This is a genomic window from Actinomycetospora sp. (genome assembly GCF_055612215.1).
The window spans coordinates 1-19,248 of sequence record NZ_JBVPVA010001041.1 but is presented as its reverse complement, the minus strand read 5'-3'; the positions used below and the strand labels follow the sequence as shown (position 1 = coordinate 19,248).

Below are 19,248 nucleotides of genomic sequence, written 5' to 3'. Positions count from 1 at the left end.
CCGGCGACGTCAGCGGTCCCGCCTGTGTCCACGGCCACGTCGGCGAGGGTAGTGAGGGGCGCGCCGCGGACGAACGCGGCACCCCGACGGGGTCACCCGATCGTACGTCCGCCCAGGTCAGGCGCTCGTCGTGACGTAGAGACGGCCGTCCCAGCGGGGACCGGCGCTGGTGTCCGGGTCGGCGGCCACGACACGCGCGCCGAGCGACTCCACCAGGGCCCGGACCTCCGGCTCCGGGGTGCCGTGCATCTCCATCCCGCGCCGCAGGAACCGGGCCACGGGGACCGGGAGGGCGCCCAGCACGCGGCCCGCCACCGAGGCCGACGGCTGTGTCGGCATCTGGAACACCACGACGCCGCCGGGGCGCGCGACCCGCCAGAACTCCCGGACGTAGCCGTGCGCCAGCGCGGGCGGCATGTGCTGCAGCACCCGGCACGAGTAGACGAGGTCGACCGAGTCGCTCTCGACCGCGGACAGGTCCGTGCCCGTCACCTGGACGAACCGGCACGCGGGGTCCGGCACGATCTCGCGGGCCTTGTCGAGCATCGTCGGCGAGATGTCGCAGCCGAGGACCTCGTCGAACCCGGCGACCGCGAGGCCGTGGGAGAGCCGGCCCGCGCCGCAGCCGAAGTCGAGGGCCCGCTCGCGCCCGACGTCGAGACCGAGCTCGGCGAGGCGCGCGGTCACCGCGGCGATCTCGTCGACCCCGGTCGCCAGGAACTCCGCGGGGCTCCACCGCCCGCGCTTGCCCTTGTCGGTGAGCACCGCCCACATCGGGTCCTCGTCGCCGAGCTTGGTCCAGGTGCGGGAGACGTCGTCGAGGTGGCCGTCGGTCGTCACGGTCGGGGGCTCCTGGGTTCTCGGTCGGCGGCGCCGGGTCAGCCGGCGGCCTTGGTGAAGACGGCCTCGTAGTCGTCGAGCACGGCCTCGACGCTGAACGCCTCCGCCGCGGCCGCCCGGCCGGCGACCGGATCGGGCGGGCTGTCGCGCAGCCGGGCCAGCCCGTCGCGCAGCGCCGCCACGTCGGCCGCCGGGACGATCCTGCCGAACCCGGTGCGCGCGACCGGCAGCCGGACCCCCGGCAGGTCGCTCACCAGGGCCGGTACCCCCGCGAGCATCCCCACGACCTGCACGATGCCGAACGCCTCGAACGCGTTGACCGACGGCAGGGCGAACGTGTCGATGGAGGCGTAGAACTCGGCCAGCCGCTGGTCGGGGACGAAGCCCAGCAGCTGGATGCGGTCGTCGTCGCCGGCGTGGGCCCGGACGCGCGAGACGACGCTGCCGCCCGCGACGGACTCGTGCTCACCGCCGATGAGCAGGCGGGCGTCGGGGTCGTCCAGGGCCAGGAACGCGTCGACGAGGTGCTCGACGCCCTTCTCCTCGACGATCCGCCCGAGGAACCCGACGTGGAAGCCGCGCCCGCGCCGGTAGGTCGGCTCCCCGGGGCGCACCGGCACGCACGGCGGCGGGATCGCGACCATGTTCGGCGCGATCACCGGCCACAGCCGGCTGTAGCGGGCGTAGTCCTCGGTCGAGACCACCGTCGCGGCGGAGCGGCGCAGTCCGGCCCGGCTGGAGCGGTCGACGGCCTCGCGCTGGGCCGCGTTGATCATCCCGGGCGGGAGGCTCACGTCGCAGTGGTAGGTGGACACGACCGGAACGGGCGCGAGCCAGGTGAGCAGACCGGCCTCGACGAGCGGCAGGTGCAGGTTCGCGACCCGCGAACGACGCATCTCGCGCAGCGCGAGGCGGGTCAGGTTGACCCCGATCGTCCCCTTCCCGACCTTCGCGAGCACCGGGGCGCGGACGACGCGCACGCCGTTGATCGTCTCGTGGGTCGGCAGAGAGGGCTCGTGCTTGCTCGCGACGACGCAGACGCGCCAGCCGCGCGCGGCGAGGCCCTCGGCCACGTCCCGGGCGACGTTGGTCAGGCCCGACACGTACGGCGAGTAGTAGGTCAGGACGATGACCAGGTCGTTCTCGACGGGCGAGTCCCTGCGGGCGATGGCCGCGCCTCCCCTGCTCCTCGCTGGACCGACCGTCACCGGTCGAACTCGTCGGGGATCCACGGTATCCCCTGACGGGATCGATCGAGTCACGCCGGGCAACGACCCGCGGGACAGACGGGGACGATCCAGGCGCCGTCGACCACACGGCCCGGCCCGCCGCCCACCGCGCGTGCCCACCCCAGCACGGCGTCGGGGTCCGTCACCGCTGAGGGGACGACGACGATCGCGCTCACCCGTCGCCCGGCGAGGTCGGCGCGGGCGGCCGCCACGTCCCCGCGCCCGCCGTCGGCGACCCCGCGCTGGAAGGCCCCGACCGCACCCTCGTAGAGCACCGGGGCGGTCGGGCTCCCCCCGATGAAGTAGCCGCCGGTCTGCCGGAACGAGTACCCGGCGAGCGCCTGCCACCGCAGCGGGTCCCCGCCGCCCTGCCAGACCTGCGAGGGCCGCGGCACCATCTCGACGATCGGCGGGCCGCCGTCGGGCGCCGCCGGCCCGAGGCCGGGCGCCCCGGCCGTGAAGAACGCCGGGACGTCGGCCACCGTCGTGAGCTGGTCGTCGGCCGGTACCCAGGTCACCGCCGCGGCGAGGACGGCCACGGCGGCGGCCACGCAGCCGACGCGGCGGGCGCGGCCCCCGACCGGCCGGGTCAGGTGCTCCAGGGCCGTCGCCCACACCGCCACGACGCCGAGCGCCACGAACGGCGCCAGCCGGCCGGCCTCGGCCTGCCCGACGAGCGGGAGGTCCACCAGCACCCGCCACGGGAGGGGGACGCCGGTGTCGCGCCCGAGCACGGCGACGGAGGTGCCGAGCGAGAGGACCCCGAGCAGCACGGTGACGACGGCCGTGAGGACCACCGGGCGCGAGCGGACCAGCAGCACCGCGGCGAGGAACACTGCCAGCATCGCCACCCCGAGGTAGGAGCCCTGCTCGCCCGGGTAGGCGCGCAGCCCGGCGGCGAGCGCGTCGCTACCCGGGCGGATCGCGGTGAGCGGGGACGGCACGACGAGGTTGGCGGCGTCCGCGCCCATCGTCACCGCGTCGCGGATGGAGCCCTGCGGACGGCTGGGTCCGCGCAGCAGCACCCACGCCGGCCAGGCGCAGAGCACGGCCACCACCACGCCGGCGGCCGCGAGCGAGTGGGCGAGCGCGGGGAGGCGCCGCCACACGGCCCGCGGCGCGGACACCGCCAGCACCAGGGCGACGACGACGAGCGCGACCGCCCCGAGCGCGACCGTCTGGGTGTAGAGCCCCACCTGCACGGCGAAGGCCAGCCCGAGCAGCGCCCCGTCGCGCCAGGGCCGCGCCGCCCGGCCGTCGGGGGCGCGTCCCGCCAGCACCCGCACCGCCGCCCAGAGCAGGACCGGCGGGAGCACCGACCACACCAGGTTCACGTGGCCCACCCACGCGTGGGCGATCACGAACGGCGAGAACCCGTACACCAGCCCGGCCAGCGCCCGGATCCACCGCGGCCCGACGAGGACCGTGAGCGCGCGGTGCGCGGCGTAGGCCGAGACGGCGGGGCCGAGGATCATCGCGACGTTGTCGGCGACGACGGGTCCGGCCGTCGCGGTCACGGGCGCGAGGAGCACCCCGAGCACCGGCACGCCGGTGTTCCACATGCCGTTGACGCCGTCCGGGGCGTTCTGGCCCGGCGAGACCAGCGGGTCCAGGCTGTGGCCGAGCGCGTGCCAGGTCCAGCCCAGCCACCAGGTGAACAACGACGAGTCCGAGGACACCCAGCCGGTGGCGCGCCCGGCGAGGTCGCCGAGCACCCGGTGGTACAGCAGCCCCGAGGCGAACAGGTACGCCACGACGACGCCCAGCTCCGCCGCGACCCGCCGACCCCGCGGCGGGCGCGGGAGGGGCGGGTCGTCGACGGCCGGCGGCCGCGACGTCGTCGTGGTGGTCAGGCGGGCCTCCTCGACAGGTCGGGCGGCGACCGCGTGGCGCCCGGATCCGAATCTAACGACCTGCGCACGACCCGGCCGCTCCGCGGCCCGCTTCACGGGTGCCGCGTCGCGCGGTTGTTAGCGTCATCGTCCGGCGGGAGCGGCGGACGAGAAGGAGCGTGGCGTGGGGGAAGGCACCGGTCGGGGTGTCGAGCCGTCCGGGTCCACCGACGCCGACTCCGGGGTCAGGACCGGTCCGGGCCTGCTCCTGCGCCGCCTCGTGCCGGTGCGGCGCAGCGAGCGCACCGAGGACCTCGCCTCCGCCACCACCCCGGCCACCGCCCGCCCGGAGACCGCCGAGCCGGGGACGAACGGCCACGGCCCGGGTCACGACCCGGACGGCCTCGAGGCTCCCCCGCCGGCGCCGGGCACCACCGACGTCTTCACCCCCGACGACGGCCCGGATCGCTGGGGCCCCGAGGACTGGGGACTGGACGGCCTGCTCGTCGCGCGGGTCGTCGCGGTGGCCTCCGCGCTCGTCGCGGTGGTGTGCGGGGTGCTGCTGCCGTTCGCGCCCGTGGTCCAGAACGCCCCGGAGATCCGCTGGCCGGTCGACGTCACCCGGCCCGAGCCGACGATGCTCATGCTGACCGCCTACCAGCCGGAGTCGTTCACCGTGCGGTTCAGCTGTCGGGCGGCCCGGGCGGCGGGCGCGACGCAGGACGGCTACCTCCTGACGACGATGTCGCCGACCTCCGGCGACTTCGACGACAAGGCGCTCTCGGTGCGGGTCCGCGCCGACGTGGTGACGGTGCGCAGCGCCGGGAAGGACATCGTCGCCGAGCGGCTGCCGGCGGGCGACTGCTCCTACGACGTGGACGGCGATGCCGCCCGGGTGGCGGTGAGCCGCAACGGCATCCCGCTCGGCCGGTTGACGCCGCGGATGGGCGAGCCGGACCCCGACGAGGTCAAGAACATCCCGCCGAACTCGGAGCCGGCGGCCAAGCCGATCAGCGCACTGCCCGACGTCGACGTGCTGTCCACCTCGCTGCGCGCGCTGCCCGGCGCCACGACGGCCGACCTCGCCGTCGCGGTCCACCCCGACGACCGCTACGCGAGCTCGCCGAGCCCCCTCAAGTCCGGGCTGATCACGGCGACCCTCCTGGCCGTCGTGCTCGGTGGCCTGGCGACGACGGTCGCGATCTGGCTCGGGCGGCGCCGGACCCGCTGGCGGGAGGCCGCGCCCGCCGGCACCGACGCGACACGCACGACCGGGGCGATGGACGCCCGGACCCCGGAGCCGCGCTGGGCGCCCCCGCCGTGGGCCCCGGCGTGGTGGGCGCGGATCGACGCGAAGGTGCTGGCCGGGCTGGGCCGGTTCCGGCCCCGGCTCGTCGACCCCGTCGTCGTCGTGGCCCTGCTCTCCTGGCTCTACCTCGCGCCGCTGACCGACGACGACGGCTACTACGCCGCGATGGCCGCCGACGTCCCGTTCGCGGGCTACGTCCCGAACTACTACCAGCTCTACAACCAGGGCTTCACGCCGTTCTCCTGGCCGTACTACCTGCTCTCCTGGTGGGAGCAGCAGGCCGGCGGCTCCCCCGTCGCGCTACGGGTGCCGTCGGTGGTGCTGGGCATCCTCACCTGGTTCGCGATCCGGGTGTTCGTCGCACGCTGCCCGGGCGTGACCCACCCGTGGCGCGAGCACCGGTGGCTGGCCTTCGCGAGCCGGGCGGTGCTCGGGGTGGCGTTCCTCGCGTGGTGGCTGCCCTACGACGTCGGCACCCGTCCCGAGCCCTACACCGCCGTCTTCGCGGCCGCGGCCCTGGCCGTCGTCGCCGAGGGCGTCGAGCGCGAGCGGATGGACCTGCTGGCGCTCGCGGTCGGGCTCGGTGGGATCGGGCTGATGACCGCCCCGACCGGGTTCATCTGCCTCGCCCCGCTGCTGGCCGCCAGCCCGACGGCGTGGCGGGTGATCCGGGCGCGGTCGTCGCACTGGTGGGAGATCCCGCCGCGCTGGCTGGTGGTGATCGCGCCCGGCGCGCTGGGGGCCGTCGCCGGGTTCGCCGACGGCACCTACGGCGACTTCGTGCGCTCCCAGCTGATCTTCGCGCCGATCCAGCGCGCCGACACCTGGTACCTGGAGTTCAACCGCTACGCGAACCTGCTCAACGAGACCTCCCGCTTCGGGACCTACGCCAAGCGCACCGCGGTGCTGCTCTGCCTGCTCGCGCTGGTCTGGTTCCTCGTCACCGCGGTGATCGCCCGGGTGCGGGACCTGCCGGTACCGCGCCGGCTGATGCTCTCGGGCTGGACGACGGTGCTGGCGTTCGTCCTGCTGCTGCCGACCCCGAGCAAGCCCTCGCACCACTTCGGCGCCATCGCCGGCGTGGGCGCGGCGTTCCTGGCGCTGGTCCTCGTCGCCGGGCCGAGACTGGTGCGGGGGGCGGTGGCGACCCGCGACGGGAAGGTGCCGGTCCCGGCGGTCCTCGCCGCGGCCGTCGCGGCGGTGGCGGTGATCGCGCTGGCGGGCCACGGCCGCAACCGGTGGGGCTTCATGTGGGGCCTCGGCATGCCGTCGTGGCTGGACTACCCGTCGGTCAAGGGCTTCTACTTCGACCAGCCGCAGTGGTGGGCGCTCGTGCTCGTCGTCCTGACCCTCGGCGTCGTGCTGGTCACGACGTGGCGGGGGCGCGACTGGCGGCCGTGGTCGCTCATGCTGGCGATCCCCCTGCTGTGCACGGTGGCGCTGGCCGCGAGCACCGGGCGCATGGTCGCCGACTTCGCCCTGTCCGCGGCGAACACCACGCAGACCTACTCACCGGCCGGCGACGCCTGGCAGGACCCCTCGGCCACCCGGTGCGGCGCTGAGCGCGCGATCGACGTGCTCACCCCGCAGCAGACGGCCCTGCTGCCGCTGCGCCCCGTCCCCGCGGCCGACGACGAGCCCGAGGACCAGGCGTTCCTGCGCGACGCGGTGCTCCCGTCCAGTCCGCCACCCCCCGGACTGCCGCGCGGCCTGCCGGTGTGGGGCAGCTTCCGCCCGCCGTCGGAGGGACGCTCGCCGGACGCCCGGACCGGGACGTTCACCACCGGCTGGTTCCGGCTGCCGTCCGGCCCCACCCGCGACGTGGCGCTGACGACGGAGGTCTCGGGCCGGCTCGGGCAGGGCAACTCGCTGCGCCTCGAGTACGGGCGGGGCGACCCGGGCGTCCCCGACGTCGAGCCGCTCGGCTCGAGCACGGTGCGCGAGACCGGCGACGGGACCGGCTGGCGCGACATCGACATGACGAAGTCGCAGGTGCTGCCGCCGGACGCGACGCTCGTGCGCCTCGTCGCCACCGACACCACCACCGACGTCGGGGGCTGGCTCGCCTTCACCGCCCCGCTGGCCCAGCGCTGGGCACCGATGACGACCGTGCTCCCCCGCGACGGGACGTTCACCGTCGCCTGGGAGAACTCCTTCCTCTTCCCGTGCATCCACCAGCCGATCCAGGGCGGCGGGGTCAACCAGACCATGGACGGCTTCCTCGGCTTCGGGGAGAGCACCGACTCCTCGCTCGCCGACTTCACGGCGAAGCCGGACAACGGCGGCATCGTCGGGAACGCCTACCGCGAGGCCGACGTCACCACGCTGCGCACGCGGCTGCACGACTTCCCCGACGTCGACGACAACGTGGTCCTCATGCTCTTCGAGAACCCGTACCCGAGCGGCGCGTACACGACGGTGCCCGGGGCGCGGCGGGTGTCGGGCGTGACTCCCTAGGGGCGCTGCGCGCCCGTGAGCACTTCTCCGCCCTATGGCACGGGAAAGTGCTCACGAGCGCGGAGCGCACCTCAGGACGAACACCGACGACTCGCCGGTCCCCGGGCGCAGCAGCATCCGACCGGCCAGGAACTGCACGAACGCGGGCACCGCGTACCGGGCCGCGTCGAGCAGCTTCGGTAGCCGCGAGTAGGGGACGTCCCAGAGTCCGTCGGTGCCCTCGCGCTCGACGGTGAACCCGTGCTCGCGCAGGAACGCGGCCCACTCGGCGTGCGGCTTGAGGTTGATGTGGGTGGGGTCGGCGAACCCCATCCACGCGTCCCCGGCCAGGCGGCGCCCCCGCCCGGCCGGGTCGGGCATGACGACGAGCGCCTGCCCGCCGGGGCGCAGGATCCGCCGCCAGGTGGCCAGGACCTCGGTGGCCGTGGCGTCGTCGAGGTGCTCGAGGACGTGGACGGCGGTCAGGGCCCCGAACCCCGCGGTGGGGAGCTCGTCGACGGAGGTCGTGATCGTGGCGCCGGGGGCGTTCCCGCGGGCCGCCCGCGCGCTCCACTCCGAGAGCTCGAAGCCCGACGCCGGGCCCAGCGCGGAGAGCCGGCGCACCAGGTGCCCGGTCCCGCAGCCGAAGTCGAGGTAGGGCCCGCCGTCGGTGTAGCGCGCGACGAGACGCGTGTAGAGCCGCAGGGCCGGTCGGTCGCCCGCCTGCCCGTTGGCCGCGTAGTAGTCGGCGTCGTAGTGGTCCGGAGTGCCCTCGTGGCTGCCGGGTGCCTGTTCCGCGCTCACGTCTGCACCGTTCCGTCGTCGGTCCCACGGGCCGTGACCGGCCCGGTCGTCTCGGGCGACAGGACCAGCAGCAGGGCGCTGACCACCGCGCCGACCGCCGAGCCGGCCCCGAACGCCACCTCACCCGCCACCACCACGCCCGGCACCAGCGCGAACGTCAGGCCGGCCACGACGAGCCCGACGAGCCAGCTCGCGGCCACGTCCACGTGCCGCCCGCGCGCGACGTGCACCTGGGTCACGACGACGAGCCCGACGTGCGCGAGCACCCCGGCGACGATCACGGCCAGCTGGACGCCCGGGATGCGGTACTCCGACCCGAACACCAGCTCCACGATGGCCGGACCGAGCCACCAGGCCAGCGGCACCCCGACGACGGCGAGCCCGAGCAGGCCCGCGGCGCCCTTCGCGAGCAGGCGCAGCACCTCGCGGCGCCGCCCGGCCGCGAGCAGCCGGGTCAGGGTCGGCACCACCGCGGACTGCAGCGGCACGACCATCGACAGCGGCGCCTTGGCCAGGGTGAAGGCGGCGACGAACACGCCGGCGGCGGCCTGCGCGGTGCCGTGGGCCAGCGCGACGACCACGACCGGCAGCCCGTTGAGCAGCAGCTGCGCGCAGACCGAGCCGACGAGCAGCGGCGTCGCCGACCCCATGAGGGCACGGGCGGTGTGGCGGGCCGGGTCGGACGCGGCGTCGTCGACCTCGTGCTCGGCCCGGCGCCACGCGCCCGGGATCAGCGGGAGGTGCGCCACCGCGATCGCCGCGACGAGGGCCCAGCAGAAGAACGACGCGCGGGTGCCACCCGCGGCGAACAGCACCACGGCACACCCGAGGCGCAGCAGCGCGTCGAGCACCATCACCGCGCCGTGGCGCACCAGGCGGTCGGTGCCGATGAGCACCCCGCGCAGCAGGAACTGGCCGGCCGAGACCAGGCAGAGGGCCGCGAGGGCGCCGAAGGCCCAGGGGTCGCCGTCCAGCGAGCGCGAGGCCAGCGGGTAGGCCGCGAGCAGGACGACGAGCGCGAGGCCGGCGAGGACGGCCGCGGTGGCCACCCCGGCGAGGAGGACCTGCCGGCGGGACTCCCGCAGCGAGAGCCGGCGGGCGAGCTCCTGCTCGAGCGGCAGGAAGGGCCCGAAGCCCAGGACGAGGGCGAGCGCCCAGAAGGCGCCGAAGGTCGCGTACTCGGCGGGGGTGAGCGCCCGGGCGACCACCGCGAGGTAGACGTTGACGAGCAGACCCGAGACGACGACACCGATCCCGGCCGAGCCGACGAGGCGCCGCGCACCCGGCCCCCCGCGCGGCCGGGACGCCGGCGAGGGGCTGGTGGGATCGGTGGTGGCACTGATGCGACGACGATAGCGAGCCGCCACGCCGGGCCACCGCTCGCCCACACGCCGGAATTGGTGCACCATCCCGGTGAAAGACCGAGTCACTCCCTGGTGTGTCCTACCCGGCGTAAAGGTATGGTGACGCTGTGTCCGTTGGGAAGGTCGTCGGCATCCTCGTCGGGATCCTCGTGATTTTCTGGATCATCAGTTCGCCGGCGACGGCGGCCGCGACGGTCAACAACATCCTCGCCGACCTGGCGTCCGCCGGGACCTCGATCATCACGTTCTTCCGCAACGTCGTCTGAGTCCCGCCCGGCGCCCTACAGCGTCGCGGCCGGCGCGCTCGGCGGGGGCGGCGTGGTCGGGGGCTCCTCGCGCCCGGGCAGGTGCACGTCGGTGATGACGATGTTGAGCTCGGTGACGCGCACCCCCGCGATCTGCTCGACGGCCTCGGGCACGTGGCGGCGCAGCGCTCGGGTCAGCTCCTTCGCGCCCACGCCGTACTCGATCTCGACGTCGAGCCCGATCGTCGCGGTGTCCCGCTCGAGCTCGACCCGCACGCCGCCGACGTTCTCCGTGCCGCCGGTGAGGGTCTGGCGCACCGCGCCGACGGCCCGCGAGCCGGCGGCACCGAGCGTCACGACGCCCGGGATGTCGCGCGCCGCGTAGGCCACGACCTTCTGCACGACGGCGGGGAGGACCTCGGTGGTGCCCGACACCTCGGGCGCCCCCAGGGGTGAGGTGGCGGCGGGCGGGACGGGCGGTGTCGGGGTGGTCATGCCCGCCGGGTACCCGCTGGCGGACCACGGACCCCGCGCTCAGCAGACCGCGTTCGGCCCCGGCAGCGTGAGGTCGGTGAGGTAGCGGTTCACCTGGTCGTCCACGCACGCGACGCCCTGGCCGTACACCGTGTGCCCGTCACCGCGGTGGGTGAGCAGCGCGGAGCCGGGCAGGCGGCCCACCAGGGCCACGCTGTTCTGGTACGGCGTGGCCGGGTCGTTCGTGGTCCCGATGACGAGGGCCGGGGCGAGTCCCCGTCCGGTCGGCGGGGTCAGCGGCTCCGGCGGGACCGGCCAGTCGGCGCAGGTCAGGCCGCTGACGAGGACGTTCCCGCTGAAGTGCGGCGCCCGCACCTCGGCGGCGCGCGCCTGCGTGAGGACGTCCTGGGGGTTGCGCGGCCAGGAGCTGTCGAGGCAGGTGACGGCGTTGTAGGTGTCGGAGTTCGAGCCCTCGAAGTACTTCGCCGCGAGCCGGCGGAACGGGCCGCCGTCGCCACCGTCGGCCGCCTTGAGCGCCTGGGCGAGCACCGGCCAGTTGCTCTTGGAGTAGAGCGGGAGCACGACGCCGAGCTCGAGCAGCCCCGGGGAGAGGGGTGTCGTCCCCGCCACGGGCAGCGGCGCGGCCTCGACCCGCGCGCGGACGCGGTCGAGCATCGCGATCGCGTCGGGACCGGCCGGGCAGTCGGCGCGCGCGGCACAGTCCGCGGCGAACTGGTGCAGCGAGTTCTCGAAGCTCTCGGCCTGGCTGTAGTCGAGGCCGGGCAGGGTCACGTCGACCACGCCGTCGAGGACCATCGCGCGGACGCGCTGCGGGAAGAGCTCGCCGTAGATCTGGCCGATCGAGGTGCCGTAGGAGAAGCCGAGGTAGGTGATCTGCTGCTGGCCCAGCGCGGTGCGCAGCGAGTCCATGTCGCGGGCGACGTCGCGGGTGCCGAGGTGGGGCAGCAGCGCGCGGTAGGCGTCGCCGCACCCGCGGTCGTAGCGGTCGACGGCCTGGGTGGTGGCCGCCTCACCGGCGGCGTCGCCGGGATCGGGATCGCCGTAGTACGGGGTGTCCGGTCCGATCGGGCATGCCAGCGCGCTGCTGCGCCCGACCCCGCGGGGGTCGAACCCGATGACGTCGAAGCGGTCCGCGACGGCGGCCGGGACCGCGCCGCTCTCGACCGTCTCGATCCCGGACCCGCCGGGGCCACCGGGGTTGACCAGCAGCACCCCGATCTTGTGGGCCTGGTCCTTGGCGGGTGCCCGGACGATGCCGATGCCCATCGTGGGGCCGGTCGGGGCGGCGTAGTCCACCGGCACCGTCACCGTCGCGCACTCGAAGGCCCCGTCGCAGGGCACGAACGACGCGGGGGCGCCGAGCGGGCTCGGCGGGGTGGCCGGCGCGCTGGTGCTCGTCGGGCTGCCGGTCTGCAGGGCGGGCAGCCCCGCCCCGCCGGCGCAGCCGGCCAGCAGCAGCGTCCCCACCGCGAGGGCGACCACCGCCGTCGAGAGGCGGCGCCGGCGCGGCACCCGTCCCACCGTGCGCTGCTCCATCCCGCCGCCACCGCCCCGCCGTCTGCTCGACATGACCTGCGCGCCCGACCCGTCGAGGCGTCGTGGGCATCTTGCCCGAGGCCTCCGGGTGCGGCTCGGCCCGCCGCCCCCCTTCTACCCACGCCCCGGGATGGCTACCGTCGGTGCATGGACGAGCCCGACCTCGTGCTGGTGCCGGCACTGGTGGGGCTCCCGGCCGCCCAGGCGCACGAGATGGCGATCTCCGCCCGCGTGGTGGCCGTCGACCCCGACCCGGACACGCCGCCGACGGTGAGCGGCACGGTCACCGCCCAGCAGCCGCTGGCCGGCATCCGCGTGCCCGCGGGCGACCCGGTGACGATCTGGGTGGAGCCCGACGACGACGGCGGCGGCAACATGCCCCGCGTGGCCCCCGACCTGCCGCTGGACGGGGCCGGCGCGCGCACCTGAGGCGGGTCGCCCGGCGCCCGACCGGGCACCCGCGTCCATGAGGATCGGCTACAAGCTCATCGCCGAGGGCTACGGGCCCGCCGAGATGGTCCGGCAGTGCGTGCTCGCCGAACAGGCGGGCTTCGATTTCGTCGAGATCTCCGATCACTTCCACCCGTGGGTGTCGGAGCAGCAGCACTCCGGCTTCGCGTGGTCGATGCTCGCCGCGATGGCGGCGAAGACCGAGCGCATCGAGCTCGCCACCGGCGTGACCTGCCCGTTCATCCGCTACCACCCCGCGGTGATCGCGCAGGCCGCCGCCACGACGCAGATTCTCGCCGAGGGCCGCTTCACGCTCGGTGTCGGTGCGGGCGAGCGGCTCAACGAGCACGTGGTCGGGCAGGGGTGGCCCGCGGTGCACGTCCGCCACCAGATGTTCCGGGAGTCCCTCGAGATCATCCGGTTGCTGTGGCAGGGGGGTTACCGGACCTACGAGGGGCGCCACCTCACGCTCGAGGACGCCCGCGTCTTCGACCTCCCGGAGACGCTGCCGAAGATCGTCGTGGCCGCCGGCGGGCCCCGCGCCGCGGTGATCGCCGCGGAGCTGGGCGACGGCCTGTTCACCACCGAGCCGCGCCGCGACCTCGTTCAGACCTACGAGAAGAGCGGCGGGGGCGGCCCGCGCTACGCCGAGGTCCCGCTGGCCTACGCCGCGACCGAGCAGGAGGCCGCGCAGAGCGCCCGCGACCTGTTCCGCTTCGGCCTCACCGGCTGGAAGGTCCAGGCCGAGCTGCCCAACCCGGTCAACTTCGACGCCGCCACCTCGTGGGTCACCCCCGAGACCATGACGGAGGCCTTCGGCTGCGGCCCGGACGCCGAGCGGCACCTCGCGGTGGCGCGGCCCTTCGCCGAGGCCGGGTACGACCACCTCGCGCTCGTCAACGCGGGGCCCGACGTCGACGGCTTCTTCGAGCACGCGTCGTCCGAGCTCATCGGGGCGCTGCGCGACCTGTGACCCGGGCGGGTGGACGGGACCGGACGCGGTGCGTCCGGCCCCGTCCCGGGCGCCGCCCGGCGGAGCGGTCCCCTCCCCCCGGGGGGGCCGGTCCGGCGACCTCGGTGCCAAACCGGGCGGTCTGCCCGTGGAAGAGTGTGCCGTGGACCGCTCCCCGTGAGGCACAGGTGAACGCCGGCGATCCGTTCGGCGGTCCGTTGCCCGCGACGAGCGTCCCGTCGACGCCCGAATGCCGCTCCGGACAGGCGGCCGTCCGGCCGTGCGCGACCACCCGGGTGACGTAGGCGCGGCGTCGTCCCCCAGACGCCGGTCTCACCGGCCATCCCCGTAACCTGGATCGTGATGGCGACGCGGAGGGGGAGGACCACCGGATGACCGTGGTCTCCCCGCACACCGACCCGGGCGAGCGCGGCGCTCCGGGGCCGGACCACACGCCCGCGGGCGAGGCCCGGCGGCGCCGGACCTTCGCCGTCATCTCCCACCCGGACGCGGGCAAGTCGACGCTCACCGAGGCGCTGGCGCTGCACGCCGAGGTGATCTCCGCGGCGGGCGCGGTCCACGGGAAGGGCGGGCGCCGCGGCGTCACGTCCGACTGGATGGACATGGAGCGCGAGCGCGGCATCTCGGTGACGTCCGCGGTGCTGCAGTTCGCCTACCGCGACCACGTGATCAACCTGCTCGACACCCCCGGCCACGGCGACTTCTCCGAGGACACCTACCGCGTGCTCGCCGCCGTGGACGCCGCGGTGATGCTGCTCGACGCCGCCCGCGGCCTCGAGCCGCAGACCCTCAAGCTCTTCGACGTGTGCCGGGCGCGCGGCGTGCCGGTGCTGACGTTCGTCAACAAGTGGGACCGGCCGGGCCGCGAACCCCTGGAGCTCGTCGACGAGGTCGAGCAGCGGATCGGGCTGCGTCCGATGCCCATCACGTGGCCGGTCGGGATCGCCGGGGACTTCCACGGCCTCGTCGAGCGCGCCGACGGCAGCATGCGCCGGTTCACCCGCACCGCCCACGGCGCGTCCAAGGCCGGTGAGGAGATCCTCGACGCCGACCGGGCCGCCGCCGAGGAGGGCGTGGACTGGGAACGGGCCACCGAGGAGCTCGAGCTGCTCGGGGAGATCGGCGCGGACTTCGACCCGGAGCCCTTCCACGCCGGCACCGCGACCCCGGTGATGTTCGGTGCCGCGCTGTCCAACATCGGCGTGGCCCGGCTGCTCGACGCCCTGGTGGACCTCGCGCCGCCGCCCTCGCCGCGCCCGTCGGCCGCCGGCGACGCCCGCCCGCTCGAGGCGCCGTTCTCCGGGCTGGTCTTCAAGGTCCAGGCGTCGATGGACAAGTCCCACCGCGACCGCGTCGCGTTCGTCCGGGTCTGCTCCGGGCGGTTCGAGCGCGGCATGGTCCTCACCCACGACGCCACCGGCCGCCCGTTCGCCACCAAGTACGCGCAGGCGATGTTCGGCCGGGACCGGTCCACCATCGACGAGGCCTTCCCCGGCGACATCGTGGGGCTGGTCAACGCGACCGCGCTACGCCCGGGCGACACCCTGTGGGCCGAGAAGCCGGTCACCTTCCCGACCATCCCGAGCTTCGCCCCCGAGCACTTCTCGGTGGCGCGGGTGGCGGACGCCTCGAAGACCAAGCAGTTCCGCAAGGGCATCGAGCAGCTGGATTCCGAGGGCGTCATCCAGGTGCTCTCCTCCGACCTGCGCGGGGACCAGGCGCCGGTGCTGGCCGCCGTCGGGCCCCTGCAGTTCGAGGTGGTCGCCGCCCGGCTCGGCGACGAGTTCTCGGCGCCGGTCAAGCTCGAGCGGCTCGACTACACGCTCGCGCGGCGCACCGACGCCGCGGGAGCCGAGGCGTTGAAGGGATCGATCGGCATCGAGGTCCTGACCCGCCGCTCCGACGGCGAACTGCTCGCGCTCTTCCCGCACAAGTGGCGGCTGCAGGCCGTCGTGCAGAACCAACCGGGCCTCGTGCTCGAACCGCTGATCGCCGAAGGGGCCACCCCGTGAGGACGTCGACCGGAACCCGGGTCCACGGGCTGCTGGGCCTGGCCGTGTCGGTCCTGCTGATCGCCGGGGTGATCGTGGGGTGCTCGGGGTCGGACGACCCGTCGAGCGGCTCGACCGGGTCCTCGGGCTCCACCGCTGTCGGCACCGCGCCGCCGCTCACCGGCGCCCCCGACCCGAAGACGGTGCCGGCCCCGATCTGGCAGGCCGACCTGTCCGGCCCGAACCCGCTCACCCACTTCCAGAACACGCCGTACAACAACGACGGCGCCCCGGCCCCCGAGGTCGTCGACGCACCGGGCATCTCCGGGGCCAAGGCGATCCGCTACACGGTGCCCGGAGGCGGGAAGCGTGCCGAGCTCGTCCCGCAGATCGACCCCTACCGCGAGGGCGACGACGCCTACTTCGGTTTCGCGTGGAACCTCCCCGCCGACTTCCCGGTGAACGCCGACGGCTGGCAGGTCGTGGCCCAGTGGAAGAACGACGGCGAGGGCAGCCCGCCGGTCGAGATCAAGATCGACCACGGCCAGTTCGTCGTCGACGGCGGCGCGGGTGGCGACAACCCGCAGGAGAACTACTTCACGCAGCCGATCGGTCCGGCCGTCCCCGGTCAGCAGACCGACGTCGTGCTGCACATCCACTTCTCGACCGACCCGACGAAGGCCCAGGTCGACGCCTGGATGAACGGCCAGAAGCGCGTCGACGCCTTCCGGCCGCCGGGCGGGACCCGGTACGCCGACGACGACTCCTACCTCAAGACCGGCATCTACCGGGACACGGCGATCGACCAGACGGCCGTGCTCTACCTGATCGACGCGCGGGTCGCCCGCAGCTACGACTCGGCGGCGGCGCTGGTCGGCCCGCGCAGCTGAGGACGGGTCGGTCGCCCTCCTCAGCCGCGGTGCGCCCCGGGCGGCAGCCCGCGCGGGGGCAGGGCGGCGTTGATGACCTTGCTCAGTCCCTCGGGGTCCTCGACCTCGACCACCACGCGGTGGAACGGGACGCCGCGCAGGTAGATCGCGAGCAGCGTCGTCGCGGCGTGCACCATCCACAGCTGACGGCGCTCGCCGACGCCGTACGCACCGGCGCGCAGCATCCCCGGCACCGAGATGCCGGGCAGGTGTACCCGCGGGCTCGCCGCGACGGCGTCGCGCCGCCCGAGCGTCCGGGCCCCCAGGACGCGGTCGATCGGCAGGAACACCCCGCCGCGACACGCGTAGACGCGGTCGCGGCCGGTGAAGCGCAGGAGGACGCCGTGCTCGGTCACCCTCGTCTGCACACCCATCGCGCGGCCCCCTCCCCGCTCCGGCCCGACGGTCCGGCCCCTCGTCCACCGCTCGCGCGGGGCGGGGCTCACTCCTGTGGGTCGGTCCGGGCCGAGGACTGCTCGTACGCCTGCTCGGCCGCGCGCCGCGCGTCGTCGTAGTTCTTCCGGACGGCGTCCTGCCCGTCGTCGTGGGCTTCCGCGACGGCCTTCTCGGCCTCCTTCGCGGCGTCCGCGAGGGCGCGCTCGGCGTCCGCGGCGACCTTCGCGAGGTCCGGGTCGGGATCCCCGTCGCGGCCGGGGGCGCCCGGGCCGGCCGTCTCCGCGCCGGTGGTGGGGAGGTCGGACGTCGTGGCCTCGGCCGTGACGTCGGAGGGGGCGCCGGGGCCCTCGTCCCGGTGCCGGGCACCGGAGGGCTGGTCCTCGCTCGTCCGCGACCCGGTCGACGGGGTCGGAGTCGATGACGTCACTGCGCGGCTCCGTGGCTCGGGGTCGGAGACCGCGCAGCGCAAAACCCGGTGCGCTCCGACCCTCCGAACAGGGGTGCGAGGCGCCAGCATCGCACCTTCCCGCCCCGGTGGCGCGGGGGGCCCGCTCCCGCGCACCACCGGCCGCGCGGACGCCCCCGCATGCGCGGTGCGCCTGCGCCGGTCGCCGACCCGGCGAGGTCCGTCCGCCGTCGGGCTCGCGGTCCGCGGAGAACGGGCCCGCGCGGCGGCGGGACCCGGCGGCCGCGGGGGTATCGTGCTCGGACCGTCCGCGCGGGGCCTCGGGTGCCCGGGCGGACGGTGTCGGGGCGAGCGGGTGCCGGTCACCCGCGCACGGGGAGCACGCGGTGGATCGTCAACGCACGCGGGCGGCCGGGAGCCGCCGCGGCCTGCGATCGGTACCCGCGGGACGTCCCGCGCCGGTCGCCCTGCTGGAGCGGGCCGCCGCCCTCTTCCCGGAGGCCGGGCGCTGGTGCCCGCACTGCGACGCCCCGGTCGGGCGGTCCCGCGACGGGCGACCGGGCCGGCTGCGGGGCACGTGCGCGCACTGCCGCCGCCCGTTCGACCTGACCCCGGACCTCGCGCCGGGCACCGTCCTCGACCGGTGGCGGGTCACCGGCCTGCTCGCGCGCGGCGGCGACTGGCTCTACACCGCCGTCGGGCCCCGCGGGGAGCCGGTCGTGCTCGCCCGCCGTCGGGACGCCGACGCGGCGACGCCCGCGCTCCTGCTCGACCGCGGCCACCCGGCGCTCGTCGGACTGCGCGACGTGGTCGAGGCCGACGGCACGGTGCTCCTCGTCCTGGACCCCGTCGAGGGCGAGCCGGCGCACGGCCCGACGGACCCCGCGACGGCCGCGGCCGTGGTGCGCGGGATCGCGCCGGCCGTCGCGCACCTGCACCGGCTGGGCCTGCTGCACGCCGACCTCAAGCCCGGCAACGTGCTCGTGGGCCCGCGTGGGCCGGTGCTGGTCGACCTCGGCTCGGTGCGCCGGCTCGACGACCGCGTCTCCCCGGTGTGGGGCACCGAGGGCTTCCTCGCCCCGGAGATCGCGCCGGGCGGGGCGGGGCCGTCGATCGCCTCCGAGGTCTATGCGCTGGGCCGCACGCTCGACGTCCTGCTGGGCCGGCCGGTGCGCCCGCAGCTCGCCCCCCGCGGCGCCGGTGGCGGGCCGACCTGCCTGGACCCGGTGATCGCGCGCGCCACCGCCCCCGATCCGGCGCAGCGCCACCCGGACGTCGAGGCCCTCGCCGCGGACCTGGCCGCGGCGTCGCGCGCCGATCGCGAGGAACGTCCCGGGCGTCGTGGCGTGGGTGGAGCGGCCGACCGCGGGGCCGTGCACCAAGATGATCCCGACCACGGCGATCCCCGCCGAGACGATCCCGGCGTCTCCCCCCGCGCGCCCGCCCCACGAGGAGCTTTCCCGACGTGACCGAGTCCTCCGCGCCGCCGTCCGCGACGAACGGCTCCGACGGCCCGGGCCCCGACCGCGCGAGCCCCGGGCGTCCGACGCCACCGTCGGGGATCCCCGTGCCCGACGCGGCCGCGGACGTGCGGGACCCGGACCCCACCGGCGGGGTCCCGGTGCAGTCCGTCGGCCCGGCGGGGACCGCCGGCGAGCACACCGACCTCCGGGCGGTGCTGGAGGCCACCCGCGCGGAGATCGAGGAGGCCGACTGCGCGGAGTGCGGCGCGGGAGCCGACCAGGCCGTCGAGGGCGTGTGCGGGAACTGCGGGGCGCGGCGGCCCGCGGTGCGCGACCACGTCGAGTTCCGCCTCGGGCCCGGCGCCGCGGTCACCGACCGGGGTCTGCGGCGGCGCCGCAATGAGGACGCGTGCGCGCTCGGTCGGATCGCGACCCCGACCGGGGAGCTGCTGCTCGGCTCCGTGTGCGACGGCGTGGCGTCCGCCCGGCGCGGCGACGAGGCCTCCCTGGCCGCCGCGGAGGCCGCGGTGGCCGCCGTCCTCACCCGGGT

16 protein-coding genes and 1 pseudogene are annotated in these 19,248 nt (G+C 75.6%); 8 read left to right on the top strand and 9 right to left on the bottom strand.

What is annotated here, in order from left to right; all coding sequences use genetic code 11:
- Positions 1–117: 117 nt before the first annotated feature.
- Genes AC0CYZ_RS28275 through AC0CYZ_RS28265 form a run of 3 tightly spaced genes read right to left on the bottom strand, consistent with a single transcriptional unit; the run spans position 118 to position 4,018 of the window.
- Entirely contained in the window at positions 118–840 is a 723-nt protein-coding gene (locus AC0CYZ_RS28275) for a class I SAM-dependent methyltransferase (RefSeq protein ID WP_472221437.1), read from the bottom strand.
- A gap of 38 nt (positions 841–878) precedes the next feature.
- The gene (locus tag AC0CYZ_RS28270; RefSeq protein WP_472221436.1) at positions 879–2,048 is read right to left on the bottom strand and encodes a glycosyltransferase family 4 protein; all 1,170 of its coding nucleotides are present in this window, start codon (positions 2,046–2,048) and stop codon (positions 879–881) included.
- A 50-nt stretch (positions 2,049–2,098) separates the two neighbouring features.
- A complete protein-coding gene (locus AC0CYZ_RS28265) occupies positions 2,099–4,018 on the bottom strand; it encodes a hypothetical protein (protein ID WP_472221435.1) in 1,920 nt (639 codons plus the stop codon).
- Positions 4,019–4,085: 67 nt separating this feature from the next.
- On the opposite strand from AC0CYZ_RS28265, the gene AC0CYZ_RS28260 reads away from it, so the two are divergent.
- Positions 4,086–7,667: an arabinosyltransferase domain-containing protein gene (locus tag AC0CYZ_RS28260; protein WP_472221434.1), complete on the top strand. Its 3,582-nt coding sequence runs from the start codon at positions 4,086–4,088 to the stop codon at positions 7,665–7,667.
- Between the two features lie 51 nt (positions 7,668–7,718).
- On the opposite strand, the gene AC0CYZ_RS28255 is transcribed toward AC0CYZ_RS28260, so the two are convergent.
- Both AC0CYZ_RS28255 and AC0CYZ_RS28250 read right to left on the bottom strand, forming a co-directional pair.
- Positions 7,719–8,450 (bottom strand): class I SAM-dependent methyltransferase, encoded by a 732-nt coding sequence (locus AC0CYZ_RS28255; protein ID WP_472221433.1) that lies wholly within the window; start codon positions 8,448–8,450, stop codon positions 7,719–7,721.
- Positions 8,447–9,817: a lipopolysaccharide biosynthesis protein gene (locus AC0CYZ_RS28250; protein ID WP_472221432.1), complete on the bottom strand. Its 1,371-nt coding sequence runs from the start codon at positions 9,815–9,817 to the stop codon at positions 8,447–8,449. The genes AC0CYZ_RS28255 and AC0CYZ_RS28250 overlap by 4 nt, the downstream gene beginning before the upstream one ends.
- Positions 9,818–9,921: 104 nt before the next feature.
- On the opposite strand from AC0CYZ_RS28250, the gene AC0CYZ_RS28245 reads away from it, so the two are divergent.
- Entirely contained in the window at positions 9,922–10,080 is a 159-nt protein-coding gene (locus AC0CYZ_RS28245; RefSeq protein ID WP_472221431.1) for a hypothetical protein, read from the top strand.
- Between the two features lie 15 nt (positions 10,081–10,095).
- Here the strand turns inward: AC0CYZ_RS28245 and AC0CYZ_RS28240 are convergent, their stop codons facing one another.
- On the bottom strand, positions 10,096–10,554 hold the full coding sequence (locus AC0CYZ_RS28240) for an Asp23/Gls24 family envelope stress response protein (RefSeq protein ID WP_472221430.1): 459 nt from the start codon (positions 10,552–10,554) through the stop codon (positions 10,096–10,098).
- A gap of 39 nt (positions 10,555–10,593) precedes the next feature.
- Complete coding sequence (locus tag AC0CYZ_RS28235; RefSeq protein ID WP_472221429.1) at positions 10,594–12,090, bottom strand: alpha/beta hydrolase; 1,497 nt, start codon at positions 12,088–12,090, stop codon at positions 10,594–10,596.
- Between the two features lie 147 nt (positions 12,091–12,237).
- Between AC0CYZ_RS28235 and AC0CYZ_RS28230 the strand changes: the two genes are divergently transcribed.
- The 4 genes from AC0CYZ_RS28230 to AC0CYZ_RS28215 all read left to right on the top strand — a co-directional run bounded on the left by AC0CYZ_RS28230 (position 12,238) and on the right by AC0CYZ_RS28215 (position 16,394).
- Entirely contained in the window at positions 12,238–12,519 is a 282-nt protein-coding gene (locus tag AC0CYZ_RS28230) for a PASTA domain-containing protein (RefSeq protein ID WP_472221428.1), read from the top strand.
- A gap of 37 nt (positions 12,520–12,556) precedes the next feature.
- Positions 12,557–13,513, top strand: coding sequence for a TIGR03557 family F420-dependent LLM class oxidoreductase (locus AC0CYZ_RS28225; protein ID WP_472221427.1), 957 nt, complete (start codon positions 12,557–12,559; stop codon positions 13,511–13,513).
- A gap of 371 nt (positions 13,514–13,884) precedes the next feature.
- On the top strand, positions 13,885–15,525 hold the full coding sequence (locus AC0CYZ_RS28220) for a peptide chain release factor 3 (protein WP_472221426.1): 1,641 nt from the start codon (positions 13,885–13,887) through the stop codon (positions 15,523–15,525).
- The gene (locus AC0CYZ_RS28215; RefSeq protein ID WP_472221425.1) at positions 15,522–16,394 is read left to right on the top strand and encodes a polysaccharide lyase; all 873 of its coding nucleotides are present in this window, start codon (positions 15,522–15,524) and stop codon (positions 16,392–16,394) included. Before AC0CYZ_RS28220 ends, AC0CYZ_RS28215 begins: the two co-directional genes overlap by 4 nt.
- Before the next feature lie 20 nt (positions 16,395–16,414).
- Here the strand turns inward: AC0CYZ_RS28215 and AC0CYZ_RS28210 are convergent, their stop codons facing one another.
- The gene (locus AC0CYZ_RS28210) at positions 16,415–16,807 is read right to left on the bottom strand and encodes a hypothetical protein (RefSeq protein WP_472221424.1); all 393 of its coding nucleotides are present in this window, start codon (positions 16,805–16,807) and stop codon (positions 16,415–16,417) included.
- Between the two features lie 68 nt (positions 16,808–16,875).
- Positions 16,876–17,256, bottom strand: coding sequence for a hypothetical protein (locus AC0CYZ_RS28205; protein WP_472221423.1), 381 nt, complete (start codon positions 17,254–17,256; stop codon positions 16,876–16,878).
- A 365-nt stretch (positions 17,257–17,621) separates the two neighbouring features.
- On the opposite strand from AC0CYZ_RS28205, the gene AC0CYZ_RS28200 reads away from it, so the two are divergent.
- Both AC0CYZ_RS28200 and AC0CYZ_RS28195 read left to right on the top strand, forming a co-directional pair.
- Complete coding sequence (locus tag AC0CYZ_RS28200) at positions 17,622–18,704, top strand: protein kinase domain-containing protein (RefSeq protein ID WP_472221422.1); 1,083 nt, start codon at positions 17,622–17,624, stop codon at positions 18,702–18,704.
- A pseudogene (locus AC0CYZ_RS28195) lies at positions 18,701–19,248 on the top strand (hypothetical protein); the annotation flags it as partial. The gene AC0CYZ_RS28200 and the pseudogene AC0CYZ_RS28195, both read left to right, overlap by 4 nt.